The sequence below is a fragment of the Natrinema pallidum genome (assembly GCF_005890195.1).
Classification (GTDB): Archaea; Halobacteriota; Halobacteria; order Halobacteriales; family Natrialbaceae; genus Natrinema; species Natrinema pallidum.
The window spans coordinates 2,202,528-2,222,845 of sequence record NZ_CP040637.1 but is presented as its reverse complement, the minus strand read 5'-3'; the positions used below and the strand labels follow the sequence as shown (position 1 = coordinate 2,222,845).

Genomic DNA, 20,318 nt, shown 5'->3' with positions numbered 1-20,318 from the left:
CCGTCCTGTCGGATCGGTCTCGAATCCATCTGCCCGTCCTCAGAAGGAATACGAGTGCGTCGCGACGACGGTCTCGGTCTCGGTCTCGCTCCCGACGGCGACGACGGTCAGTTCTCCCGACGCCCCCGCGTCGTACTCGAACGTCGTCGTCTCCCCGACGTCGGTCATTTCGGCTTCGTTCCCGTTCTCATCGCTGATTTCGAGCCGCTCAACCCCACTTTTCGAGATATAAGCCACGGTCACCGTCCGATCCGACGAGTCGGAGTCGATGGACACTCCCGCCTGCGGTTGTGCCGGCTGACTCTCGTGTTGGGCGAACAAATCCAGGTACTCGTACTCCTCGGTCGGAACGGTTCGCGTTGCCACGCCGACGTTGCCGTCGATCTCGACCGTCACGTCGTCGAACCGCTCCGACATCCGCTCCTCGAAGTCGGCCATCCGATCGGCGTCGGGATAGACGGCGACCGCCGAGTTGGTCGATGTCTCGGCCCCGAACGACCACGAGAAGGCGGCACCGGTCCCGTCCGTATCGCCCTCGTATTCGCCCCAGAGGATCGTCCGGTCGCCGACGCGCTCGAGTAACTGCGCGAAGCGGTCGTGCTCGTCGGCGCGGCGACCAGTTCCCTCGACGCCCGCCGCGAGGATCGCATCGAGGGCCGCGCCGTCGGCAGGGCTCATGACGACCGTGTCCGCGGAGACCGCGACTGAGACGCCGTCGCGCTCAAGGACTGCGAACTCGCCCGTCGACGACTTTCGGTCCGTGTCGACCGCGTCGCGATCGAACGAGCCGTCGACGACGACGTTTCCGGCGACCCCCTCGGACCCGAATCTGAGCACCGACTCCACCGCCGACTCGCCGTTGGCCACCCGCTTGACGACCTCGCTGCCGTCGGCATCCGGCATCGTTGGCACGTCTTCGATGACGCTCGGCCGCAACTCGCCCTCATGCTGTCGGACCTCGGCGAGGTCCCGGAAGTGAAAGAGCAGTTCCGTACTGCTCGAGGCCGGAACCCAGCGCTCGAGTGGCGACGGTTCGCTCCCGCCACTCTCGGCTGTGTTGGGTGCTTCGTCCGATTCGCCGGTCTGGTCGCGACCGTCGTTCGGGAGTTGATCGAGACAGCCCGCGGCGAACGCGGTGAGGCTCGCCCCCGTTGCGAGTAGCCCGCGACGAGAAGGGTGTTTCATACGGATATGTTGGAATTACAACTGGTGTCATATATAGATTGGTTGTCGACAGAACTACCGCCGTCGATGGTGGATACGTGACCATGTCTCGCGACGTGCTGGTCGTCGGCGAAACGCTCATCGACTGGGTCCCCGAGCGGCCGGGCCCGCTCGCAACCGTGGCCGGGTTCGAGCGCCGCCCCGGCGGAGCGCCGGCGAACGTCGCCGTCGCCCTCGCACGACTCGAGAACCCGCCGCTGTTCTGGACCCGCGTCGGCGACGACCCGTTCGGACGATACCTGGAAGGAACGCTCGCCGACCACGGACTCCCCGACCGGTTCGTCGAACGCGATGCCGCTGCGAAGACGGCCCTCGCGTTCGTCACCCACGACGAGAGCGGCGACCGCAAGTTTACGTTCTACCGGGACGGGACCGCCGACACACGCCTCGAGCCCGGCCGGATCGACGATGCGACCCTCTCGGACTGCGACTGGGTCCACGCCGGCGGCGTAACGCTTTCGAGCGGGCCGGCGCGCGAGGCGACGCTGGACGTGCTCGAGCGGGCCGCGGCCGCGGACTGTACGGTCTCGTTCGACCCCAACTTCCGGGCCGAGTTGTGGGCCGACGGCGAGACGTTCGCGCGCGTGGTCGGCGATGCGCTCGCACACGTCGATATGTGTTTCGCGACGGTCGCCGAACTCGAGGCGCTCGGGTTCAGCGGCGAGACCCCGACGGCGGTCGCTCGAGCGACGGTCGACGGGAGTGGGACCCACGCTGTCTTCGTCACACGCGGCGAGGAGGGTGCTCTCGCGGTCGCGGCCGACGACGCACCGTGGCCCGCGGCCGCGGTCGACCATCCCGGCTTCGCGGTCGAGACCGTCGATACGACGGGTGCCGGTGACGCCTTCGTCGCCGGCGCGATCATTGCCCTCCGAGAGGGCCGGGGGCTCGAGGACACGGTCGCGTTCGCGAACGCGGTCGCGGCGACGGCCACCACCGCCCCAGGTGCGATGACGGCGCTCCCGACTCGAGACGAAGTCGCTCCACTGCTCGCGGACGAGTCGGACTGAGGGCGGCGAACCGGCCGTGTGGTTGCAAGCCGGAGCGCTATCTGGCCGTCTGATGGATAGTCGATATGGGTATCGACGTTCGCGGCGCGGCTTCGTTCGCGAAATCGGTGATAGCGGGGATTCAGGAGAAGAACGTGACGTTCATGGCCGCCAGCATCGCGTATCAGGCCTTTATCTCGCTGATTCCGTTGCTCGTGCTCGTCTTCTTTCTCGTCTCGTTTCTCGGCAGCGAGGGGCTCGCCCAACAGGTGTCGTCGGCGACTGAAGGCTTCCTCCCCGAGAGCGGGCAGCTCATCCTCGAGGACGGGATCGAAGGCTCGACCGGGAGCGCGGGAACGTCGATCATCGGCCTCCTCGTCCTCCTGTGGGGGTCGTTGAAGATCTTTCGGGGGCTCGATACTGCGTTCTCGGAGATCTACGCGTCGACCGAGGACAACTCGCTGGTCGACCAGTTGCGCGACGGGGCCGTCGTCTTCGGGACGATCGGGGTCGCGCTCGCGGCGGCAGGGGCGACCAGTATCGTCTTCGCGTTCTTCCCCAATAGCCACTTCATCGGGCTGTTGAACCCGCTGTTGCTCGTCGTTGGACTGACGATTGCCTTCCTCCCAATGTACTATCTCTTCCCCGATGTCGATGTCTCCATCCGCGGGGTGTTGCCCGGGGTTATTGTTGCCGCCGTCGGCTGGGCAGCGCTGCAGTCACTCTTTCAGGTCTACGTCGCCATCTCGAGCAGTTCGGACTCCGCGGGACCGATCGGTGCGATCCTCCTCCTGCTGACCTGGCTGTACTTCGGCGGTCTCATACTGCTCGTCGGGGCCGTCGTCAACGCCACCCGCTCGGGACACATCGATATCGAATCCGACGCACTTGAGGGGAGTCGCGCGGACCCGGACCGCGACCGCGTCGTCGATGCGGACCGGCGTGAACGCGAGCGACTCGCGGCGCGACTCGAAACCCTCCGGCGCGAACGCGATCAGCTACGGAACGGTCGCGACGCCGAGCGGGCGCGCCGCTACCGACTCGAGGATCGGGTTGCCGACCTGGAAGCCACGAACCGGGACCTCGAGGCGGAGACCGAGCGGCTCCGCCGCGAACTCGCGGCCCGCGAGGGGTCGCCGTGGGGACGCCGGTTGCGCGGCGCGATCGCACGGGTTCGGACGCTGAACATCGGCGTCGTCGAGGAACGAAACGAGTAGCGCGCCCGACTGTCCGATGAGGGAGCCGCGGGACGATCGAACGGATCGGTGAGCGAGACGGCCACCGTGTCTTCGAGGGCGAACCGACGCGGATGACACCGGCTCCGTCACACGGCGGTGCTATCCCTGTGCGAGCGGATCGAAACTATCGACCGGAATGACGGAGTAATCGACGGTCAACGCGTCCTTGGTCGCCCTGATCTTTCCGACGAACGCCGAGATGTCCTCGAGTTCGCCTTCGAGGACGAACAGTTCCATGCAGTAGTGATCGCCGACGTGGCTGTGGAAGTTCGAAGCGACGAGGTGTTCGTGTTCGTGACGCAGGTGCATCATCCGCTCCTCGACGCTGGTGGTCTCGTAGTCGAACAACACGGTGACGATCCCCATCAGGTCCCGCTCCTCGAGTCGCGTGTCCTCGAACTCCCCGAGCAGGTTCCGCGAGGCTTCCCTGACGACTTCGCTCCGACCGGTATAGCCGTGTTCCTCGGCGAACTGATCGAGCCGCGCGAGGAGTTCGTCCGGCATCGAGACGCTGACGACTGCCATATAATAAAATCGCACCAGCATCTATTAAGGATTATCATCGCTGATCGCTCGGGTCGGCCCGCTGACCGATAGTCGCAACTGAAACGATTCACACACTGATCGCAACGCCGTCCTGCGATCAGGTGTGCAGTGACTGTCAGTTGCGATCAGAGACGTGATCCGCGGGCAGCAGATCCTCGAACGGTTGGGCGGCGAGCCACTCGCAGAGCCGGACGAGTTGGTCGCTTGCAGCCTCGAAGAGTTGCTCGCCCTTCTGGGCCGAGGCATCCGTCTGATCACCCAGGACGCCGTTGGCGGTGTTGTCGGCCGCGTCGTAGAACGTCCGCGAGCCGTGTTTGATCGTCCCCGCCGCCTCGACGCTCGGGACCCCGGTCTCCCTGGCCTCCTCGAGCCGGTCGTCGTGGACGAGATCCGGTTCGAGATACTGGATCATCGAGGTCTCCTTCGGCCCGCCGTGGGGGCCGTTCTGCTCGAAGAGTTCGTCGACGAGGGTCGGAATCGAGTCGTTCCACATCCATTCGATGGCGTACGCGACCTCGTCCTGCCGGAGCCGTGCCCCGACCTCCCGGAGGTGTGGCACGTTCCCGCCGTGAGCGTTCACGTAAATCACCCGATCGATGCCGTGAGCGGTGAGGTTCCGAGTCAGCGACGCCACGTACTCCCTGAACGCCGGTGGGTCGACCCACATCGTCCCGGGGAACTGGCGGTGGTGACCGCTGACGCCGATATCGATCGTCGGGGTACGGAGAAAGCCCGTTCGGTCGGCCGCCTCGCGCGCGAACGCCTCCGCGATCAGGTGGTCGGTCGCCTCCGGCAGATGCGGCCCGTGCTGTTCCGTCGATCCGAGCGGCACGAGCGCGAGCGATTCCGATTCGAAGTACGTCTCGAGGGCCGGCCATGCCTCGTCGCCGAGATACATGGACATTTCTCGCGTGCGGAGCATCAATAGCGTAGTGCCGACGCGCGCGGCGCACGGTCGAAAACGCGGCCGCGGCGACGAGCGCCGACACCGACATCACACGCTCATCCCGGCCGGCGTCGCACCGACGAGACGCTACCCGGTAATACCGTCTTACCGGATCTCGTCGCCATCACACTGATCGGGGGTCCCGACCGGCGTTCCGTCGCCATCCGGACGCACTGAAGCGGCATCCAACGGCGTGTTCGAGGCCAGGCGGAAGATCGACGTGTTCGGACGCGAGCGTACGTTCCCGCCCCGCTGTGATCCCGTCGAGAGCGATCCGCGGCTCGACGCTCCTGGTCGATCTCGAGCGGTCGAGCCCGCCGCGTCCTGCCAGCGTTCGATACGACACTGCGATCCCATGAGTGAAACTGGACACGTTCGGCGAGCCGGCGACGGCGGTGTTTCGAATTCGATTCTCCGCCGTCACCGACGCCGTTTCGAATCCGGTCGCAATACGGGTTTATCGCTCGCCGGCTCGAGGCTCGTCTCGGTCTCGAGGCCGAGTCCGCTCGTCGGTCCGTTCGGAACCCGTCTCGAGCGGTCACGGTACGGCCGTCGCACAATTCCCCGTAACGGACACTTCAACCGACCCGCGTTAGTCGGTCGAGAACGGTTGGTTTCATGACTAGTCGATACGGACTCAATTACAAAGCACGGACGATGCCAATCGGCGTCGTGTATGGTACCACCGTATCCTGCCCAGGCACAGGTGCCCGACTGGCTGCAAGATCCCGTCGCGGAACTGGTTACGTTCCTTCCGCGGTTGATCGGCGCGCTGATCATCCTCGCGATCGGATGGGGCATCGGCCGCGTCGCAGCGGGCGTCGTCCGACGGCTCGCCGACGGCATCGAACTCGATCGGATGGTCCTCGAGACGCCGCTCGGTCGCATACTCGGCGGGACCGAACGGGCGGTTTCGAACGCCTTCGGGACGCTGGCGAAGTGGTTCGTCTACGCGATCGCGATCCTCGCGGCCGCGAACGCGCTCGCGATCGCGACGCTGTCACAGTGGATCTCGACGGCGGTCTCGTACCTGCCGGCGTTCATCGCGGGGCTGCTCGTTATTACCTTCGGGTTCGTCGTCGCCGACTTCATCGGCGACACCATCGAGCGGACCCGCGCGGCGACCGAGACCGCGTACACGAGCTGGTTCGCCAACGGCGCGCGGATGTTCCTCTACTTCACCGCGATCGTCATCGGGCTCGACACGATGGGGATCGACGTCGGCATCCTCTACGTGTTCGCACGGGCGATCGCGTGGGGCCTCGGCGCGGCCATCGCCATCGGTGCCGGCGTCGCGTTCGGCTGGGGTGGCAAGGATTACGTCGCCGAAAACATCGACGGTTGGATGAACCGGACGAGCAACGTCGCGCCCAGCGAGGGAGAATCGACGACCGGCCGCTCCCGGAGCAGCGACCGCCCCGGAACGAATCCGAGCACCGACCGCGACCCCGGCTCCGAGCCCGGCCCCGGACCGAGCGACGACGACTAAATCCGGACCCTGATCGCAGTCACGGCCGCCCGCACCGCCGCGACGTCGCTGTCGGTCTCGCGCCGGTCAGTCGGCTGCGGCTCGCTCCGCGTCCGGCCCATCAGCATCACCGCGCGGGAAGAGCGGTTTGACGGGCACGATCACGTGGGCTTGCACGAGTCGCCCGTCGTTTCGTCGCCACTTTTGCAGATGGGCGACCGCGTGCGAGCCGTCGTACCCCTCTTCGATCCGCTCACAGATCTCGCCGAACTCGGCGTCATCGAACAAGGCAGCCGAGACCGGGTCCGTCTCGACCGCGACGCTCCCCCGTCTGGCGTAGACATCGAGACGGCCGTCGAACGCGTACTCGAGGGCTTCGATCCAGCCGTGGATCTCACCGACCGTCGGCCGGTCGGGTGCCGTCGGAAAGGTGATCGACGCCTGATACTGGTCGGGACGGTCCCGGACGTGTCGCTGCCAGAGCCGTCCCAGTCGCCGCGCAGCCCCGCCGCCAGGCACTGCCGATGCGATGCGGGTCGCTCGATCGGCCGCGGCCGAGACTCGTCGTCGGAGGGCAGTCACGGGGACGGTTCGATCGCGTTCCCTCATTCGTTCTCACGTTCGAGTTGCGGGCATCGGTAATACGTCCTTTGTTGTGACGCGACGCCGGCCGCCGCTCGAGACGCGCGACGCCGGCCGTCGACGATTCGCGAGCGTTTTGTACAATGGGTTGCTACCCGACGGCAGCATGCCTCGTACAGGGTCCAGTCCCTCGCGTTCGCTCCTTGCCGGTTCCGTCGCGATCGTCGCAACCGGTGTCGCGGTTAATCTCCTCTTTGACTCCCCGCTTCGAACACTGCCGGCGTTCGTGTTGGTCGCCCTCGGCGTCGCCGGCGTCACGAGCACCGCCAGAGAGCACGGGACGGCACGGCTTCGACGCACCGCGAAGCGATGGTGGCTGCTCGCGTTCGCGACCTTCCTTCCCTACGCGCTCGCGACGGCCCCCGACGGCGAATCGGCGGCCGCCGTCGGCGACGCGTTCGCCGGTCCGGCCGTCTCCCTCGCGCTCGAATCGCTCGCCGGCGCGACCGCCCTCTGTGCGGTGTCGATGACGGTCCTCTACGGGTTCGCCTGGTACGGCATCCATCCGGGCCGCCCGACGCCCGAGGAGCGCATCCTCGCCGACGGCGGCGACGAGTAGCCAGACTCGAGTACAAAATCGGCGTTGGACTTATCCGTTCGAGCGGCCTCCTACGCCCAATGACCGAACGGGCGGGACCGGCGGTGTCGGCCCCCTGGGACGACAGTGACAAGTCGGCGGCGCAGCAGTGGTACCGGACGGTCGTCGAGACGGTTGCGGGTGGGGTGTTCCAACTCGACGCGGACGGCCGCATCGTCGGCGTCGACGATACGCTCCTCGAGTTGACGGGCTACACCCGCGACGCGCTCTCCGGCGAGCACGTCACGACCCTCCTCGGTGACTCCGGCAGTGGAGCGCTCGAGGCAGGGTCCGCGACCGGCGTGACCGAACGCGAGGGAACGGTCCGGACGGCCGACGGCACCGCGATTCCGTGCGAGCTACGGCTCGGCTCGGTCCCCGGCAGCGACGGCCGTCAGGGCTCGATCGGCGTCGTCACCGAACGTGGCCACGGACCTCGAGCGGCGTCGGACGCCGAATCGACCCGGCCCCAGCCGTTCGAATCGGTCACGACAGTGCTCGAGGAGGCCGACGTAGGCGTCTTCGTGCTCGACGAGGCGTTCGACGTCGCGTGGATCAACCAGGCTACCGAGCGGTACTTCGGACTCGACGCGGCGGACGTGGTCGGCCGTGACAAGGCGACCGTGATCGACGACACGATCCGCGACCGGGTCGGCGATCCCGACGCGTTCGCCGATGTCCTCGAGTCGACCTACGACGGCAACGGCGACGCCGAGCGCTTCGAGTGTCGAATCACACCCGGCGACGGCCGCGAGGAGCGCTGGCTCGAGCACCGGAGCAAACCGATTACAGCCGGCCCGTACGCGGGCGGCCGGGTCGAACTCTACTACGACGTGACCGAACAGCACCGGCGGGCCGCCCAGCTCAGACAGCTCCACGAGGCCGTCCGCGAGTGGCTGGGCACCGGAACGCGCGAGGCCGTCGCCGAACAGGCCTGCCAGTACCTCTCCGAGGTCCTGGACCTCGATCTCAACGGCGTTTTCCTCTCCGATGCCGCGGGGACGGGCCTCGAGCCAGTCGCCTGGTCCGAGCCCGAAGCGGCCTCGTTCGACGAACACCCGGCGTTCGCGGCGGGAGCGGAGATCGCCCGGCGCGTCTTCGACTCCGGCGAGCCGGTGATCGACGACGTGCCCGTCGACTCGGACGACCCCGCGGTGCCGATCCGAAGCGCGATCGGGCTGCCGATCGGGGACCACGGCGTCGTCGTCATCGGGTCCGAAACCGCCGATGCGTTCGACGAGGGCGACCGCTCGCTCGTGAAAGTCGCCGCGTCGAGTCTCGAGGCGACCGTCGACCGGATCAGCCACGAGCAGTCCCTCGAGCGCGAGCGCTCCCAGACCGAAACGCTCCTCCGGACTACGCCGGTCGCCATCTCGGTCGAGGACGCCGACGGCCAGACCGTGCTGGCGAACCGACACGCACAGGCGGCGCTCGGACTCGCCGACCGCAGGCCGCTCGGCGAGACGGAACTGCTCGCCGAAGGGGCCGTCGTCGACGCCGACGGCGACCCGGTCGGCCCCGATCGTGGCCCGTCGGCGCGCGTCAGGGAGACCGGCGAGCCGGTCTTCGACGAGGAACTCATGATCGAGGGACCGACGGGCGATCCGTTGTGGTTCTCCGTCACCGCCGTTCCCGTGTTCGGGACCGACGGCGACCTCGAGCGAGTTGTTTCGGCTGGCGAGGACATTACCGCGCTCAAAAAGCACGAGCGCCGCCTCGAACGTCGCAAGCACGAACTCGAGACGGAATTGAGCGAAATCCTCGGACGCGTCTCGGACGCGTTCTACGCGCTCGACGACGACTGGCGGTTCACGCACGTCAACGACCGCGCCGGGGAACTGCTGGGATACGACCCGGCGGCCCTCGTCGGCGAGAACATCTGGGAGACGTTCCCCAGTGGAGCCCGATCCGACCTCCGCGAACGCTATCGGACGGCCATGGAGACACAGCAACCCGTTGCGTGGGAGCGGTACTCCAACTCGCTCGACATCTGGATGGAGATCAGGGCCTACCCCTCCGAAACGGGACTGTCGGTGTACTTCCAGGACATCACCGACCGGAAACGCCGCGAGCGTCACCTCGAGCAGTACGAGCGGATCATCGAGACCATCGAAGACGGAATCTACGTCCTCGACGAAGACGACCGGTTCACGATGGTCAACGAGGCGTACGTTTCGCTCACCGGGTACGATCGCGACGAGTTGCTCGGCAGCCACGCCTCGCTCGTCGCCGACGAACAGGTGATGTCCCTCGCCCGGCAAATCGCCGCCGAGAGCGATGATTCGACCATCGAGGCGTCGGTCGAGACGAAACCTGGCACCCAGGTCCCGGTGGAGGCGACGGTGACATCGATCGCGACCGCGGACACCGGCCCCGAGCGGATCGGCGTCGTTCGGGACATCACGGAACGACAGGAACGACAGCAGCGGCTCGAGGCGAGCGAGCAGCGCTACCGAACCCTCGCCGAGAACTTCCCGAACGGCATCGTCGCCCTCTTCGACGACGAACTGCGGTACACCGCCATCGGCGGTCAACTCCTCGGCGAAGTCGGGATCGATCGCGAGGCCGCGATCGGCAAGACGATCCACGAGCGCTATTCCGACGAGCTACTCGCCGAGGTCGAACCCCATTTCCGGGCCGCCCTCGACGGCGACGAGCGCACCTTCGAGGTGACCTATCAGAGCCGGGACCTCCGTGCCACTACCCTTCCCGTCCGAACGGGTGACGAGGTAACCGCCGGAATGCTGGTCATCCAGGACATCACCGAACGAACGGCGTACCGGCGCAAACTCGAGGAGTCGAACGAGCGCCTGGAACAGTTCGCCTACGCCGCCTCGCACGACTTACAGGAACCCCTGCGGATGGTCACCAGCTACCTCCAGTTGATCGAGGGCCGCTATGCCGACGATCTCGACGCGGACGGCCGGGAGTTCATCGACTACGCCGTCGACGGGGCCGAACGCATGCGGGAGATGATCAACGGCCTCCTCCAGTACTCCCGGGTGGAAACGAAGGGCGAGCCGCTGGAACCGGTCGCTCTCGATGCGGTTCTGGCGGACGTTCGCGAGGACCTCCAGTTCTGCATCGACGAACGGGACGCCGAGATCACGGCGGACCCCCTGCCCCGCGTCGCGGGCGATGCGAGCCAGCTTCGGCAAGTGCTCCAGAACCTGCTCTCGAACGCGATCGAGTACAGCGGTGACGAGCCGCCGCGGGTTCACGTCAGCGCCGAGCGGACCGGATGGAAGTGGGAGATTTCGGTCCGCGACGAGGGGATCGGGATCGACGCCGAGAATCAAGACCGGATCTTCCAGGTGTTCCAGCGCCTTCACAGCCACGAGGAACACGCGGGCACGGGCATCGGGCTCGCGCTCTGTCACCGGATCATCGAGCGCCACGGCGGCGAAATGTGGGTCGACTCCACGCCCGGCGAGGGTTCGACGTTCTCGTTTACCCTTCCGGCCGCCGAAACGGCGACGAACTGATCGCCGCCGACCGTCGGCGCGGCCGGCCAGCGGTCCCGTCAGTCCCCGATTCGGTCCCGGGTCCGAGCCCCGACTCGAGCGGCTCGCAGTCAGCCAACAGCTATATATTCGCCCACCGACTCAACCCGGCAAAGCGGTGCACGACGTGATTCCGACAAGACACGGCTCGGAACGGTCCTCGTTGGCTGCCGCGCTCGGCTGTTTCGCCGTCGCCGGCGTCGCGACCGTCGCCGTCGACCACATCGCTCTCACCATCGGCGCGACGGGACTCGCCGTCGGTGGCGTCGCGTGTCTCGCTCGCTACGCTCGCTCGGTCACGCGGAAACGCCTCGCTGCCACCGCGTTGGGGCTGTGGCTCTCGTTTCTGGGCGTCGCCGTGGCACACGCCGTTGGCCTCGAGCCCGTCGGCTCAAGCGTGCCGGGGCCCACGCGGGTGACGGTCGTGGGACTCACTGCGATCACGTGGGCGACGTTGCTCGCCGCCGCCGGAGCGACGATCTTCCTCGGCTTCCGGGAGTACGGGGCCTCGACGCCGGCCGAGGAACTCGACGAACAGGTGTTCGATGGTGAGACGACCGACTACTCGACGCGATAACTCACCGCGATGCCCTCGCCGAGCGGCACGACGATCGTCTCGAAGGCCGGATCGGCCCGCACCGTCTCGAGGTAGTCGATGATGCCCTGCGTGTGTTCGGTGGTGTCCGTCGGGGTACCGCCCTCGGCCCATTCGAGGAGGGCATCGAACTCGATGACGCCGGCCGTGATCGCGTTGTCGGCGACGACGACGCCGCCGACCGGCACGTCCGACCGAACAGCCTCGAACGCGTCGGCGTAGGTACTCTTCCGATGATCGATCAGCACGACGTCGAACGGGCCGTCGTAGCGGTCGATCGTCGCCATCGCGTCGCCGAGTTCGTACCGCGCGATGTCGTCGTAGCCGCCCGCGGTCATGTACTCGCGAGCCAGTTCGAGTTCGTCGTCGTCGACCTCCGTGAGGACGATTTCGCCGTCGTCGGGGAGCGCGTCGGCGAACCAGTAGGCCGAGTAGCCGTAGCCCGACCCGAACTCGAAGACTCGCTCGGCGTCGTTCAAGCGGGCGACGAAGCGAAGGAAGGCTCCGACCTCGGGGCCGACGTGGGGAAACCCCGCGGCGGCGGCGTACTCGTCCATCTCGAGCAGCGTCTCGTCGGGGTCCGGGCCGACCGCGCGAACGAAGCGAGCGATCCCGTCTGCGAGAACGTCGGTCATACTCGAAGCTACGGTCGCCAGCACATAGGGTTCGGGGAGTCCGACGCGCCGGGGGTCCCGATCGGGGGTGGCCCGTCGGCGGTTCGGTGACCGAGTGCCGCCGGGCCCGCTCAGTGACAGTACTATTTTCATACTCGGAGCCGTCATATCGACCGATATGCCCACCGACCACCCCCTCGCCGAATCGATCGACAACCTGGTGTACGAACCGGTGCAGGTCACGGACCACGGCGTCGATCTGACGGTCAGCGCCGTCTACGAGGTGGCCGCCCCCGGCCGTCTCGACTTCGGCGGCGACGAACTCACGGACGCCGACCTCGAGCCCGTCCCGACGGCACTCGAGTCACCCCACGACGAGTTCGGCTGGTGGCACCTCGACGGCGGCCAGTACGTCATCCAACACAACGAGTTCCTGACCGACCTCTCGGAACCGGTCCACCTCCAGCCGCGCAACGAACTGCTGGCTCGCGGCGGCTCGCATCCCTCGATGCGGGTCCGAGACCACCTGCCGTTGATCCCGCTGTCGGTGACCGACGGCGGACTCAAACTCAAGGAGAACGCGCGGGTATCGACGGTGGTACCGCTCGGAACCGCGTCCCGACAGGTCGAATAGGCCGGCCTCTCTCAGGTATCCGTCTCGGTCCGACTGGGTGGCGATGTGTTCGACGGCTACAACGGGTCGCTGACCACGACCCATCACGAGACTCACGAGCAGCAACACGACGACCTCGATCACCCACGACACACGGGAGAACTGCGCCACCGACAGAACGCGGTCGATTACCGGCCCTCGTACTCGGGCTCGCGGTCCTCGAAGAAGGCGTCGACGCCCTCCTCGTGGTCGGCGGTCTCGAAGACGATGCCCTGTGCCGTCGCCTCGTCGGTCAAGGCTTGCTCGAGGGATTTCTCCAGGCCCTCGCCGACGAGTCGGTTGGCGTGGCGAAGCGCGATCGGCGGACCGGAGACGATCGTGTCGACGAACTCGTCGACCCGGTCCTCGAGTTCGTCGCGTCCATAGACGTGGTTGACGAGGCCGAGTTCTTTCGCCCGATCGGCGTCGACGATGTCGCCGGTGAGGACGAGTTCCTTCGCGACGTTCTCGCCGACGACCCGGGGGAGCAGATAGGAGGTGCCCGCGTCGACGCTCAGGCCGACCTGCCGGAAGACGAAGCCGAAGACGGCGTCCTCACTGGCGAGTTGCATGTCACAGGCCAGCGCGAGGTTCGCGCCGGCACCCACCGCGGGGCCGTCGATCAACGCGACCGTCGGCACCGTGAACTCGATCAGCGTCCGCATCAGATCGTTCGTCGACCGCTCGAGCGCGCGGACCCGCTCGTCGGCGGGGACATCGTTCTCGATACCCTCGACCATCGATTCGATATCGCCGCCGGCCGAGAACGCGCCGCCCGCCCCCTCGAGAACGACACAGCGGGCGTCGCTCTCCTCGATCTCCGCGAGCGCCGCCGAGATGCCGTCGCTGATAGCCGTCGAGAGCGCGTTGCGCCGCTCGGGCTGGTTGAGCGTGATCGTCGCAACCCCCTCGGCATCGATCTCGAGGAGGACATCGTCACCGAGCGCCATTATGCGTCCCCCGCCTGTTCGCGGAGTTTGAACTTCTGGACCTTCCCGGTCGTCGTTCGGGGGAGTTCGTCGACGAATTCGACCTCACGCGGGTGTTTGTATTCCGCGAGATTGGTCAGGCAGTAGTCGGTGATTTCGTCCGCCGTGACATCACCGTCCGGCGTCCGGACGATGAAGGCTTTGACGGTCTCCCCGCGGCGGTCGTCCGGAATCCCGGCGACGGCGGCGTCGGCGACGTCTTCGTGTTCGAAAAGCAACTCCTCGACTTCGCGCGGATAGACGTTGTAGCCGCCGGTGACGATCATGTGCTTCTCCCGGTCGACGACGTAGAAGAAGCCGTCCTCGTCGTGGTAGCCGATGTCGCCGGTGTGGAACCAGCGTCGCCCGTCCGCCTCGGTGAACGCCGCCTCGTTGGCGTCGGGCAGGCCGTAGTAGCCTTTCATCACGTTCGGCCCGGCAACGACGATCTCGCCGGTGATCTCGTGGAGGTCGGCTTCCTCCTCATCGATTGGACCTTCCTCGACCGGTGGGACCGTACCGAAGTCGTCGTCGACGACTTTCGAGTCGACATCGGGAACGGTCTTCCCGATGCTACCGACCCGACGGCCCTCGATCGGGCTGTTGAAGTGCGTGATCGGACTGGTCTCCGTGAGCCCGTACCCCTCGTAGATCGTCGGCTCGTAGCGGTCCTCGAACTGACGCAGGACCTCGACCGGAATGCCCGAACCCCCGACGCCACAGAGCCGCACCGACGACAGATCGAACGTCTCGGCGTTCGGTTGATTGATCACGTCGTTGTACATGGCCGGCACCCCGTGCATGATCGTCAGCTCCTCGTCCTCGATCAGCGATACGGCCTCCTGTGCGTCCCATTCGGGCAGCGGGTAGTACGCGGCACCGTTGAACAGCGCCGTGTTCATCACGACGGTCATCCCGTAGATGTGGAACAGCGGGAGGACCCCCAGCTGTTTGTCGTCCGGTCGGATGCCGTCCGGAACGAGTTCCGACGCCGCGTTCGCGTTCGACGCGAGGTTGCCGTGCGTGAGCTGGACCCCCTTCGGTTGACCGGTCGTCCCCGACGTATACGGCTGGACCGCGTCCTCGTCGTCATCACGCTCGGCGATCTCCGGATCACCGGGCTCGAGGAACTCCTCGAGCGTGCTCGCACCCTCGGCTTCGCCGCCGACGCTTACGATGTGTTCGACGCTCGTCTCGTCCTGTACCGCCGTCACGAACGGGACGAGATCGGCCAGTGCGACGACGGCCTTCGCCCCGCTGTCGTCCAATAGGTGACCGATCTCGCGGGCCTTGTACTGGGGGTTCATCGGGACGACGACCCCACCGGCCCGAAGCGTCCCGTGGAACGCGATCAGGAAGGGCGGTACGTTCGGCAGATAGAGCGCGACGCGGTCGTCCTGGCCGAGCCCCCGTTCCTCGAGCGCGGTCGCGAAGGCCCCGGTTTGCCCCCAGAACTCCTCGTAACTCGTTTCGGCCCCCTGAAACCCGATCGCGGTGTTGTCGCCGTGTTCCGCGACGGCGTCCGCGACGTGAGTGACAAGATTTGTCATAGCCCGTGCCATACGTTTGCGCGTGTCGTAAAAAAGATTTACATCGTTCGGGATATCCGGCAGGATTCCTTTCCAGCGATAATCGGCCTGATAGCTTCTCGAAGGGAGCAGAGGGACGACACCGCTCGCAGCGGGTCGGCTACGACTCGAGGGTATTTACGACTGTGCCCCCTAATTCCGTCGTAGCATGTATCAGGACATCCTCGTTCCGACGGACGGGAGCGACGGCACTCGCCGATCGATCACGCACGGGTTGACGATCGCGGATCGCTTCGGCGCGACGGTCCATGCGCTGTCGATCGTACCGCAGGGGCCGCTCGGCACGCTGCAGACCGACGGCGCGATTGCGGCCGCCGAGCGGGCGGTCGACCGCGTCGAGGCCGAAGCGACGCGGGAGGGGGTCGACGCCGTGACGGCCGTCGAACGGGGCGTCCCCCACGAGGAGATCCTCGAGTACACCGACGAACACGACGCCGACATGATCGTCATGGGGACCCAGGGCCGTACCGGCCTCGATCGGGTCCTGGTCGGGAGCGTCACCGAACGAGTCGTCCGGATGGCGGACGTACCGGTCGTAACCGTTCGCTTGAACGACGAAATCCGGATCGAAGACGCGGACGAGGCAGCACGGATCGCTCGAACGACGGCCGAACAGGAGGGGTACGACGGCGTGAGCGTTCGCGAGACGCCACACCGGACCAGTGCCTCCTGGATCGTCCCGCTCGAGACCGATTCGGGAGCACTCCACGTTCACGTCGACGCCCTGACGAGCGAGGCCCGCGTTGCGAAGGGACCGGAAACCGAATAGGGTCCGTCGGCGCTCGAGTGATCGCCCAAACGACTCGTCGCCGTGTCGTGGCTTCGATATCGATCGGCACACCCGGTTCGGAGGCGTCGAGTCCCGGCGGTCCGTCGCGTCGTCGGTCGCGGAGAGCACGCCGTCCACTGCCCGGAAAACGGTCGCCCACGGGGGCGGTAGGTGGTGGTTTCGAGGGACCCCGCGGACAGTTATACGGGAGCGGTGCACGATGATAAAACTGCCCACATCGAGACCGCCAACACCCATCGACGGCCGATATCGACTCCTCCGTTCTGCTTCGCCGACAGTGACGATCGGGCGTGTCTCGACGGTCACCACGTCCGGGACTCAGTCCGGAATGACAGGCGCGCTACAAACAGTTTTTAGTGAAAGTCAGCCCATGATATCTCATGGCAAGCAAGGAGGGTGAGCGATTGATCGTCAGCGGGGATGGGATGGGATCGGGACGACTCACGCGCGTTTTCCACTCGTCCGGTTCGCCCGAGTCGGTAGTGCTCGTGGCGCTCGCGCTGCTGCTGTTCGCCGTCGTCGTCGCGGGGAACCTGCTCGGATTCTGGTGAGGATCTCGACCGAGCCGCGTTCGCATTCCGGGCCCGCCCGCCTCGGAGTCCGCTCGTATCGGGCCCGACCGTCTGAGACAACCGTATCGTAGCCACTGAAACGATTCACACACTGACTGCAACGCCGTCATCCGGGCAGGTGTGCAGTGACTGTTCAGTGGCTACGATAGCCTCGCGTGGAAACTCGGCCCGCTTGTCGGATACGACCACTCCGCCTCGAGTCCGTTGTGCTGTCACCGTCTCACGCTCGGCGAATCGTCGGCGGACCGCTGTCGAAATACCGCTCGGGCGAACGCCTAAATGAGGGTCTTTGGGCCAATATTTTATCTGTATAAACTCCGATAGCAGTGCATGGGGTGTTCGAATGACTGACGACGATGGGGGCGGGAGACAGTATCCGAGCGGCCACTGTCAGCAGTGTGGCGAACCGCTCCGGCTCAGTCCGTGTCTCAACTGTGGCTGGACGAAACGGGCGCACGATGGTCGGTAGCCGTAGCCGGTCGTTCGGCCTCGGTGCTGATCGTGCGAGCGATCGGCGTCCGGGAATCGGTCCGGTCGGACGACGAATTCGATACCGATGAACTCGAGCGGATGGGGTCCCCTTTTCGAACGCATCCGCGCGATCTCTTTGACCGGCTTAAGCGCAGGGCTTCGTCGCCACGCCTCGAGATCGCGCGTGGCCCCCAGGGGGCTTGTCTCGTGACACGCCGGCGGGAACCACCTGTCAGCGACCGGCTTTGGCTCGGACGTCACCCGCGACAGCCGTGTCCTCGGCCGTCCCGGACTCGGTCGTGTGCGTATTGCCGATCGCTTTCGGCGGCAACCGCTACGGAGTGCCTTTTATTCCGCCGGGGGCGGGACGAACGTCCCACCGTCGGATACGTCCCGGAGTCATGTAGCTGTTTCGAACAGTCCGTTCCGGAGCTATAGTGGCCACTGCAAGTCACTGCATACCTGATCGAACGAGTGCTGTACGATCAGTGTGTCACTAGTTGCAGTTGTTCCTATAGATCGGACGCAGTTCGTTACCTCGGCAGTAGCCATCCGATGCGATTGTCTTTCGATATGTGGGCAGAAAATATCTGGACGGAACTCCCACGATCGGAGTGGACGCCGGAACACGAGGCCTATGCGGAATGAGGGCGCACGCAGCGAGCCGATACCCGACCGCCGCCCGACGCGTCGATGGACTCGAGATGACGGTCGAGTGGGCGACCGGGACAGCAGACGAGCTTAGTTCCGTGCGGAACGCTCACGAACCGCGACCTCACGGTCGGCGGTAATATACCCTCGAATCGATAGCGTCACCGAGTCCGGTGTCTCGGTCGTGTACTCCGTATCGAGTTCGAGGGAGAACGTCGCGTCGTCGCCGGCGGACACCTCACGCTCGAGGATGTGTGATTCGTCGTCGTCCGCGATGAGTTTCGTCGGCCAATACAGGGCTGCGAGAAACCGGCCGTCGGTCTCGGAGGTGTTCGTCACGGTCAGCGACACCGGAAGCGACTCTCCGCGGGACACCGTCTCCGCGACGGTCAGCGATACCAGTTCGAAGCTGGGAGCGGGCGCAGCCAACCGCTCCCGTCCCGCTTCGGTGAGCGGCCACGTGGTGTCGGGGTCCGCGTACCGAATCCGCGGGTTCGATGCCGAGAGCGGTGACGGGACCGTGAACGCGAGGTATGAGCTCTCGCCACCGCTGCGTCGACCGACCGGGCCGCCCCCGTGGTCCGCAAGCGTAAAATTCAGCCCGCCCCTGCCGTCGGGGAGTCCCGGGGTCCAGGACTCCGCACCCGTCTCGAACGTGAAGTTCGATGCCCGGAGGCCCTCGTCGGCCCGCACCGAGGCGACGATATACTGTGTCCCGTCTTCGGCATGGACGCCGCCCGATCCCATCATAGATTCGTACGTGACGGCCTTTCGAACGACGATATCGTCCACCGAAATCCCGGCGTCCGGAGATGACGATTGCGGCTTCTCGGTTCCGTTACCGGGTTCGTCGTCGCTCCGATTCGGGGTGCTCGAGTCGCTGAGACAGCCACCCGTGAGGGTAGTAAGGGAGCCCCCGCCCGCGACGAGGAGTGTCCGTCGATCCATATCGGATACTCTCGGACACGGGATATATGACTTGGTCTGGGTTAAACGGTCGTTTGACCTATCATAGCAACTGACGGTCACTGTACAGCTGATCGCACGACGGCCGTATGAGCAGCGTGCGAATCGCTTCAGCTCTCACCGTTGATGATGTCCGCGATTCGCTGGCGATCGAACAACCGTTCGTCCTCGGGAATCGCCGGGTACGGTTCGCCGTCGACGTAGCCGGGCCACTCGCCGAATTGGTCGGGGAACAACTGCTTTGCGGTCATTTCCGTCTGGAAGAGGTTGAGAATCGGTCCCTGTCGACGTGCCCCCTGGGAGTAGACGTTACCTTCGCTCACAGCCGTGAGATGGCGTGTAGTGGTGTCTTCCTCCAGATTCGTCCGGATATCGTCGAGGTCGTGGTATGCCGTCATCGGGCCGAGGACGAGCAACACGTCCGGATCCGCTTCGAGGAGGAGTTCGTAGTCGAGCGTGATGTTGCGGCCGTCATCGCCGTACCCGTCCCCGGTGGCGTCGGCCAGCGCGTCGGTGACGCCCATCGGCCGGGTGTGTGCGGCGTAGTAGCCCGGGTAGTTCATTTTGTAGCCCCACGCCTTTTTTTCGTCCGACGCGAACGTTACCAGTGCCGCGCTTGGCCGATCGCTCTCCGGCGGAAGGTTCGACTCGATCGTCTCTAGCATCGACTCGTGGACCGAGGCGAGCGCTTCGTACCGTTCGGTCTCCTGAAACACCTGCGCGATCTTGCCGAAAATGTCCCACAGCGTGTAGTATTCGTATTCGTCGGCCCAGCCCGCCGGCGGTTCCCGATGGGTGCCGCTGAGAGTGTTCCCGAACCACGGTCCGACGGTCTCGCCGATCTTGCTGATGTCGCTGTCGTCCCATCCGTTGGCCGTCGCGACCTTCGCAGGGTCAGCGATGTGAACGTCGCTATCCAGTTCGTACAGTTTTTCCTCCGTCGGCGGCCACGAGGAATACAGTCCCTCCCAGTCGACCGAGACTCCGTCGAGACGCTGCAGGAATTTCCGGTACAGCGACTGGTGGTATTCGGGGGCATGCATCGCGTTGATATCGTCACCCCGCCCGAGTGCCAACAACATGTCCGCGTGATGGCCCAGTATCGTGAAGATATCCTGTGGGATCTCCTCGAACGTAACCTCGCCCATGGGTGCCATTGTCACCGAGTAGCCACCACCCTCCGGCGTCGAATCGGAGTCGGACTGACTCACACACCCCGCGAGCAGTCCCCCGCCAACGACCGTGCCGCCGTACTTTACATACTCACGTCGCGTCGGTGTCTCGTGCTCAGTGGCGTCATTCACCATGTGTTTTAGG

18 protein-coding genes are annotated in these 20,318 nt (G+C 65.8%); 9 read left to right on the top strand and 9 right to left on the bottom strand.

What is annotated here, in order from left to right:
* Positions 1-39: 39 nt before the first annotated feature.
* Positions 40-1,185, bottom strand: coding sequence for a hypothetical protein (locus FGF80_RS11105; protein ID WP_138654024.1), 1,146 nt, complete (start codon positions 1,183-1,185; stop codon positions 40-42).
* 83 nt (positions 1,186-1,268) lie between these two features.
* On the opposite strand from FGF80_RS11105, the gene FGF80_RS11100 reads away from it, so the two are divergent.
* Both FGF80_RS11100 and FGF80_RS11095 read left to right on the top strand, forming a co-directional pair.
* Positions 1,269-2,234 (top strand): sugar kinase, encoded by a 966-nt coding sequence (locus FGF80_RS11100; RefSeq protein ID WP_138654022.1) that lies wholly within the window; start codon positions 1,269-1,271, stop codon positions 2,232-2,234.
* A 65-nt stretch (positions 2,235-2,299) separates the two neighbouring features.
* Positions 2,300-3,430: a YhjD/YihY/BrkB family envelope integrity protein gene (locus FGF80_RS11095; protein ID WP_138654020.1), complete on the top strand. Its 1,131-nt coding sequence runs from the start codon at positions 2,300-2,302 to the stop codon at positions 3,428-3,430.
* 120 nt (positions 3,431-3,550) lie between these two features.
* On the opposite strand, the gene FGF80_RS11090 is transcribed toward FGF80_RS11095, so the two are convergent.
* A complete protein-coding gene (locus FGF80_RS11090) occupies positions 3,551-3,976 on the bottom strand; it encodes a CopG family ribbon-helix-helix protein (protein WP_006186726.1) in 426 nt (141 codons plus the stop codon).
* A 136-nt stretch (positions 3,977-4,112) separates the two neighbouring features.
* A complete protein-coding gene (locus tag FGF80_RS11085) occupies positions 4,113-4,895 on the bottom strand; it encodes a creatininase family protein (protein WP_138654018.1) in 783 nt (260 codons plus the stop codon).
* 724 nt (positions 4,896-5,619) lie between these two features.
* On the opposite strand from FGF80_RS11085, the gene FGF80_RS11075 reads away from it, so the two are divergent.
* Positions 5,620-6,432 (top strand): mechanosensitive ion channel family protein, encoded by an 813-nt coding sequence (locus FGF80_RS11075; RefSeq protein ID WP_138654016.1) that lies wholly within the window; start codon positions 5,620-5,622, stop codon positions 6,430-6,432.
* Positions 6,433-6,498: 66 nt separating this feature from the next.
* Here FGF80_RS11075 and FGF80_RS11070 read toward each other — a convergent pair whose 3' ends face one another.
* Positions 6,499-7,020, bottom strand: coding sequence for a hypothetical protein (locus tag FGF80_RS11070; protein WP_006186730.1), 522 nt, complete (start codon positions 7,018-7,020; stop codon positions 6,499-6,501).
* A gap of 139 nt (positions 7,021-7,159) precedes the next feature.
* Between FGF80_RS11070 and FGF80_RS11065 the strand changes: the two genes are divergently transcribed.
* The 3 genes from FGF80_RS11065 to FGF80_RS11055 all read left to right on the top strand — a co-directional run bounded on the left by FGF80_RS11065 (position 7,160) and on the right by FGF80_RS11055 (position 11,710).
* Complete coding sequence (locus FGF80_RS11065; protein WP_049908197.1) at positions 7,160-7,612, top strand: hypothetical protein; 453 nt, start codon at positions 7,160-7,162, stop codon at positions 7,610-7,612.
* Between the two features lie 59 nt (positions 7,613-7,671).
* Positions 7,672-11,115 (top strand): PAS domain S-box protein, encoded by a 3,444-nt coding sequence (locus FGF80_RS11060; protein WP_138654014.1) that lies wholly within the window; start codon positions 7,672-7,674, stop codon positions 11,113-11,115.
* A gap of 136 nt (positions 11,116-11,251) precedes the next feature.
* Complete coding sequence (locus tag FGF80_RS11055; protein ID WP_138654012.1) at positions 11,252-11,710, top strand: hypothetical protein; 459 nt, start codon at positions 11,252-11,254, stop codon at positions 11,708-11,710.
* Here the strand turns inward: FGF80_RS11055 and FGF80_RS11050 are convergent.
* Entirely contained in the window at positions 11,695-12,363 is a 669-nt protein-coding gene (locus FGF80_RS11050) for an O-methyltransferase (protein ID WP_138654010.1), read from the bottom strand. The two genes, FGF80_RS11055 and FGF80_RS11050, sit on opposite strands and share 16 nt — an antisense overlap.
* 157 nt (positions 12,364-12,520) lie before the next feature.
* On the opposite strand from FGF80_RS11050, the gene FGF80_RS11045 reads away from it, so the two are divergent.
* On the top strand, positions 12,521-12,976 hold the full coding sequence (locus FGF80_RS11045; protein WP_006186735.1) for a dCTP deaminase/dUTPase family protein: 456 nt from the start codon (positions 12,521-12,523) through the stop codon (positions 12,974-12,976).
* A gap of 167 nt (positions 12,977-13,143) precedes the next feature.
* Here FGF80_RS11045 and FGF80_RS11040 read toward each other — a convergent pair whose 3' ends face one another.
* Positions 13,144-13,944, bottom strand: a complete 801-nt coding sequence (locus FGF80_RS11040) for an enoyl-CoA hydratase/isomerase family protein (RefSeq protein ID WP_138654008.1) — start codon at positions 13,942-13,944, stop codon at positions 13,144-13,146.
* Entirely contained in the window at positions 13,944-15,512 is a 1,569-nt protein-coding gene (locus tag FGF80_RS11035) for a long-chain-fatty-acid--CoA ligase (protein ID WP_138654006.1), read from the bottom strand. Before FGF80_RS11035 ends, FGF80_RS11040 begins: the two co-directional genes overlap by 1 nt.
* Before the next feature lie 187 nt (positions 15,513-15,699).
* On the opposite strand from FGF80_RS11035, the gene FGF80_RS11030 reads away from it, so the two are divergent.
* Positions 15,700-16,320, top strand: coding sequence for a universal stress protein (locus FGF80_RS11030; protein WP_138654004.1), 621 nt, complete (start codon positions 15,700-15,702; stop codon positions 16,318-16,320).
* Between the two features lie 401 nt (positions 16,321-16,721).
* Complete coding sequence (locus tag FGF80_RS19200) at positions 16,722-16,892, top strand: hypothetical protein (RefSeq protein ID WP_175416954.1); 171 nt, start codon at positions 16,722-16,724, stop codon at positions 16,890-16,892.
* A 1,233-nt stretch (positions 16,893-18,125) separates the two neighbouring features.
* On the opposite strand, the gene FGF80_RS11020 is transcribed toward FGF80_RS19200, so the two are convergent.
* Together FGF80_RS11020 and FGF80_RS11015 are read right to left on the bottom strand one after the other, a co-directional pair.
* The gene (locus FGF80_RS11020; RefSeq protein ID WP_138654002.1) at positions 18,126-18,983 is read right to left on the bottom strand and encodes a hypothetical protein; all 858 of its coding nucleotides are present in this window, start codon (positions 18,981-18,983) and stop codon (positions 18,126-18,128) included.
* A gap of 128 nt (positions 18,984-19,111) precedes the next feature.
* Positions 19,112-20,308, bottom strand: coding sequence for an ABC transporter substrate-binding protein (locus FGF80_RS11015; RefSeq protein ID WP_238705280.1), 1,197 nt, complete (start codon positions 20,306-20,308; stop codon positions 19,112-19,114).
* Positions 20,309-20,318: the final 10 nt, after the last annotated feature.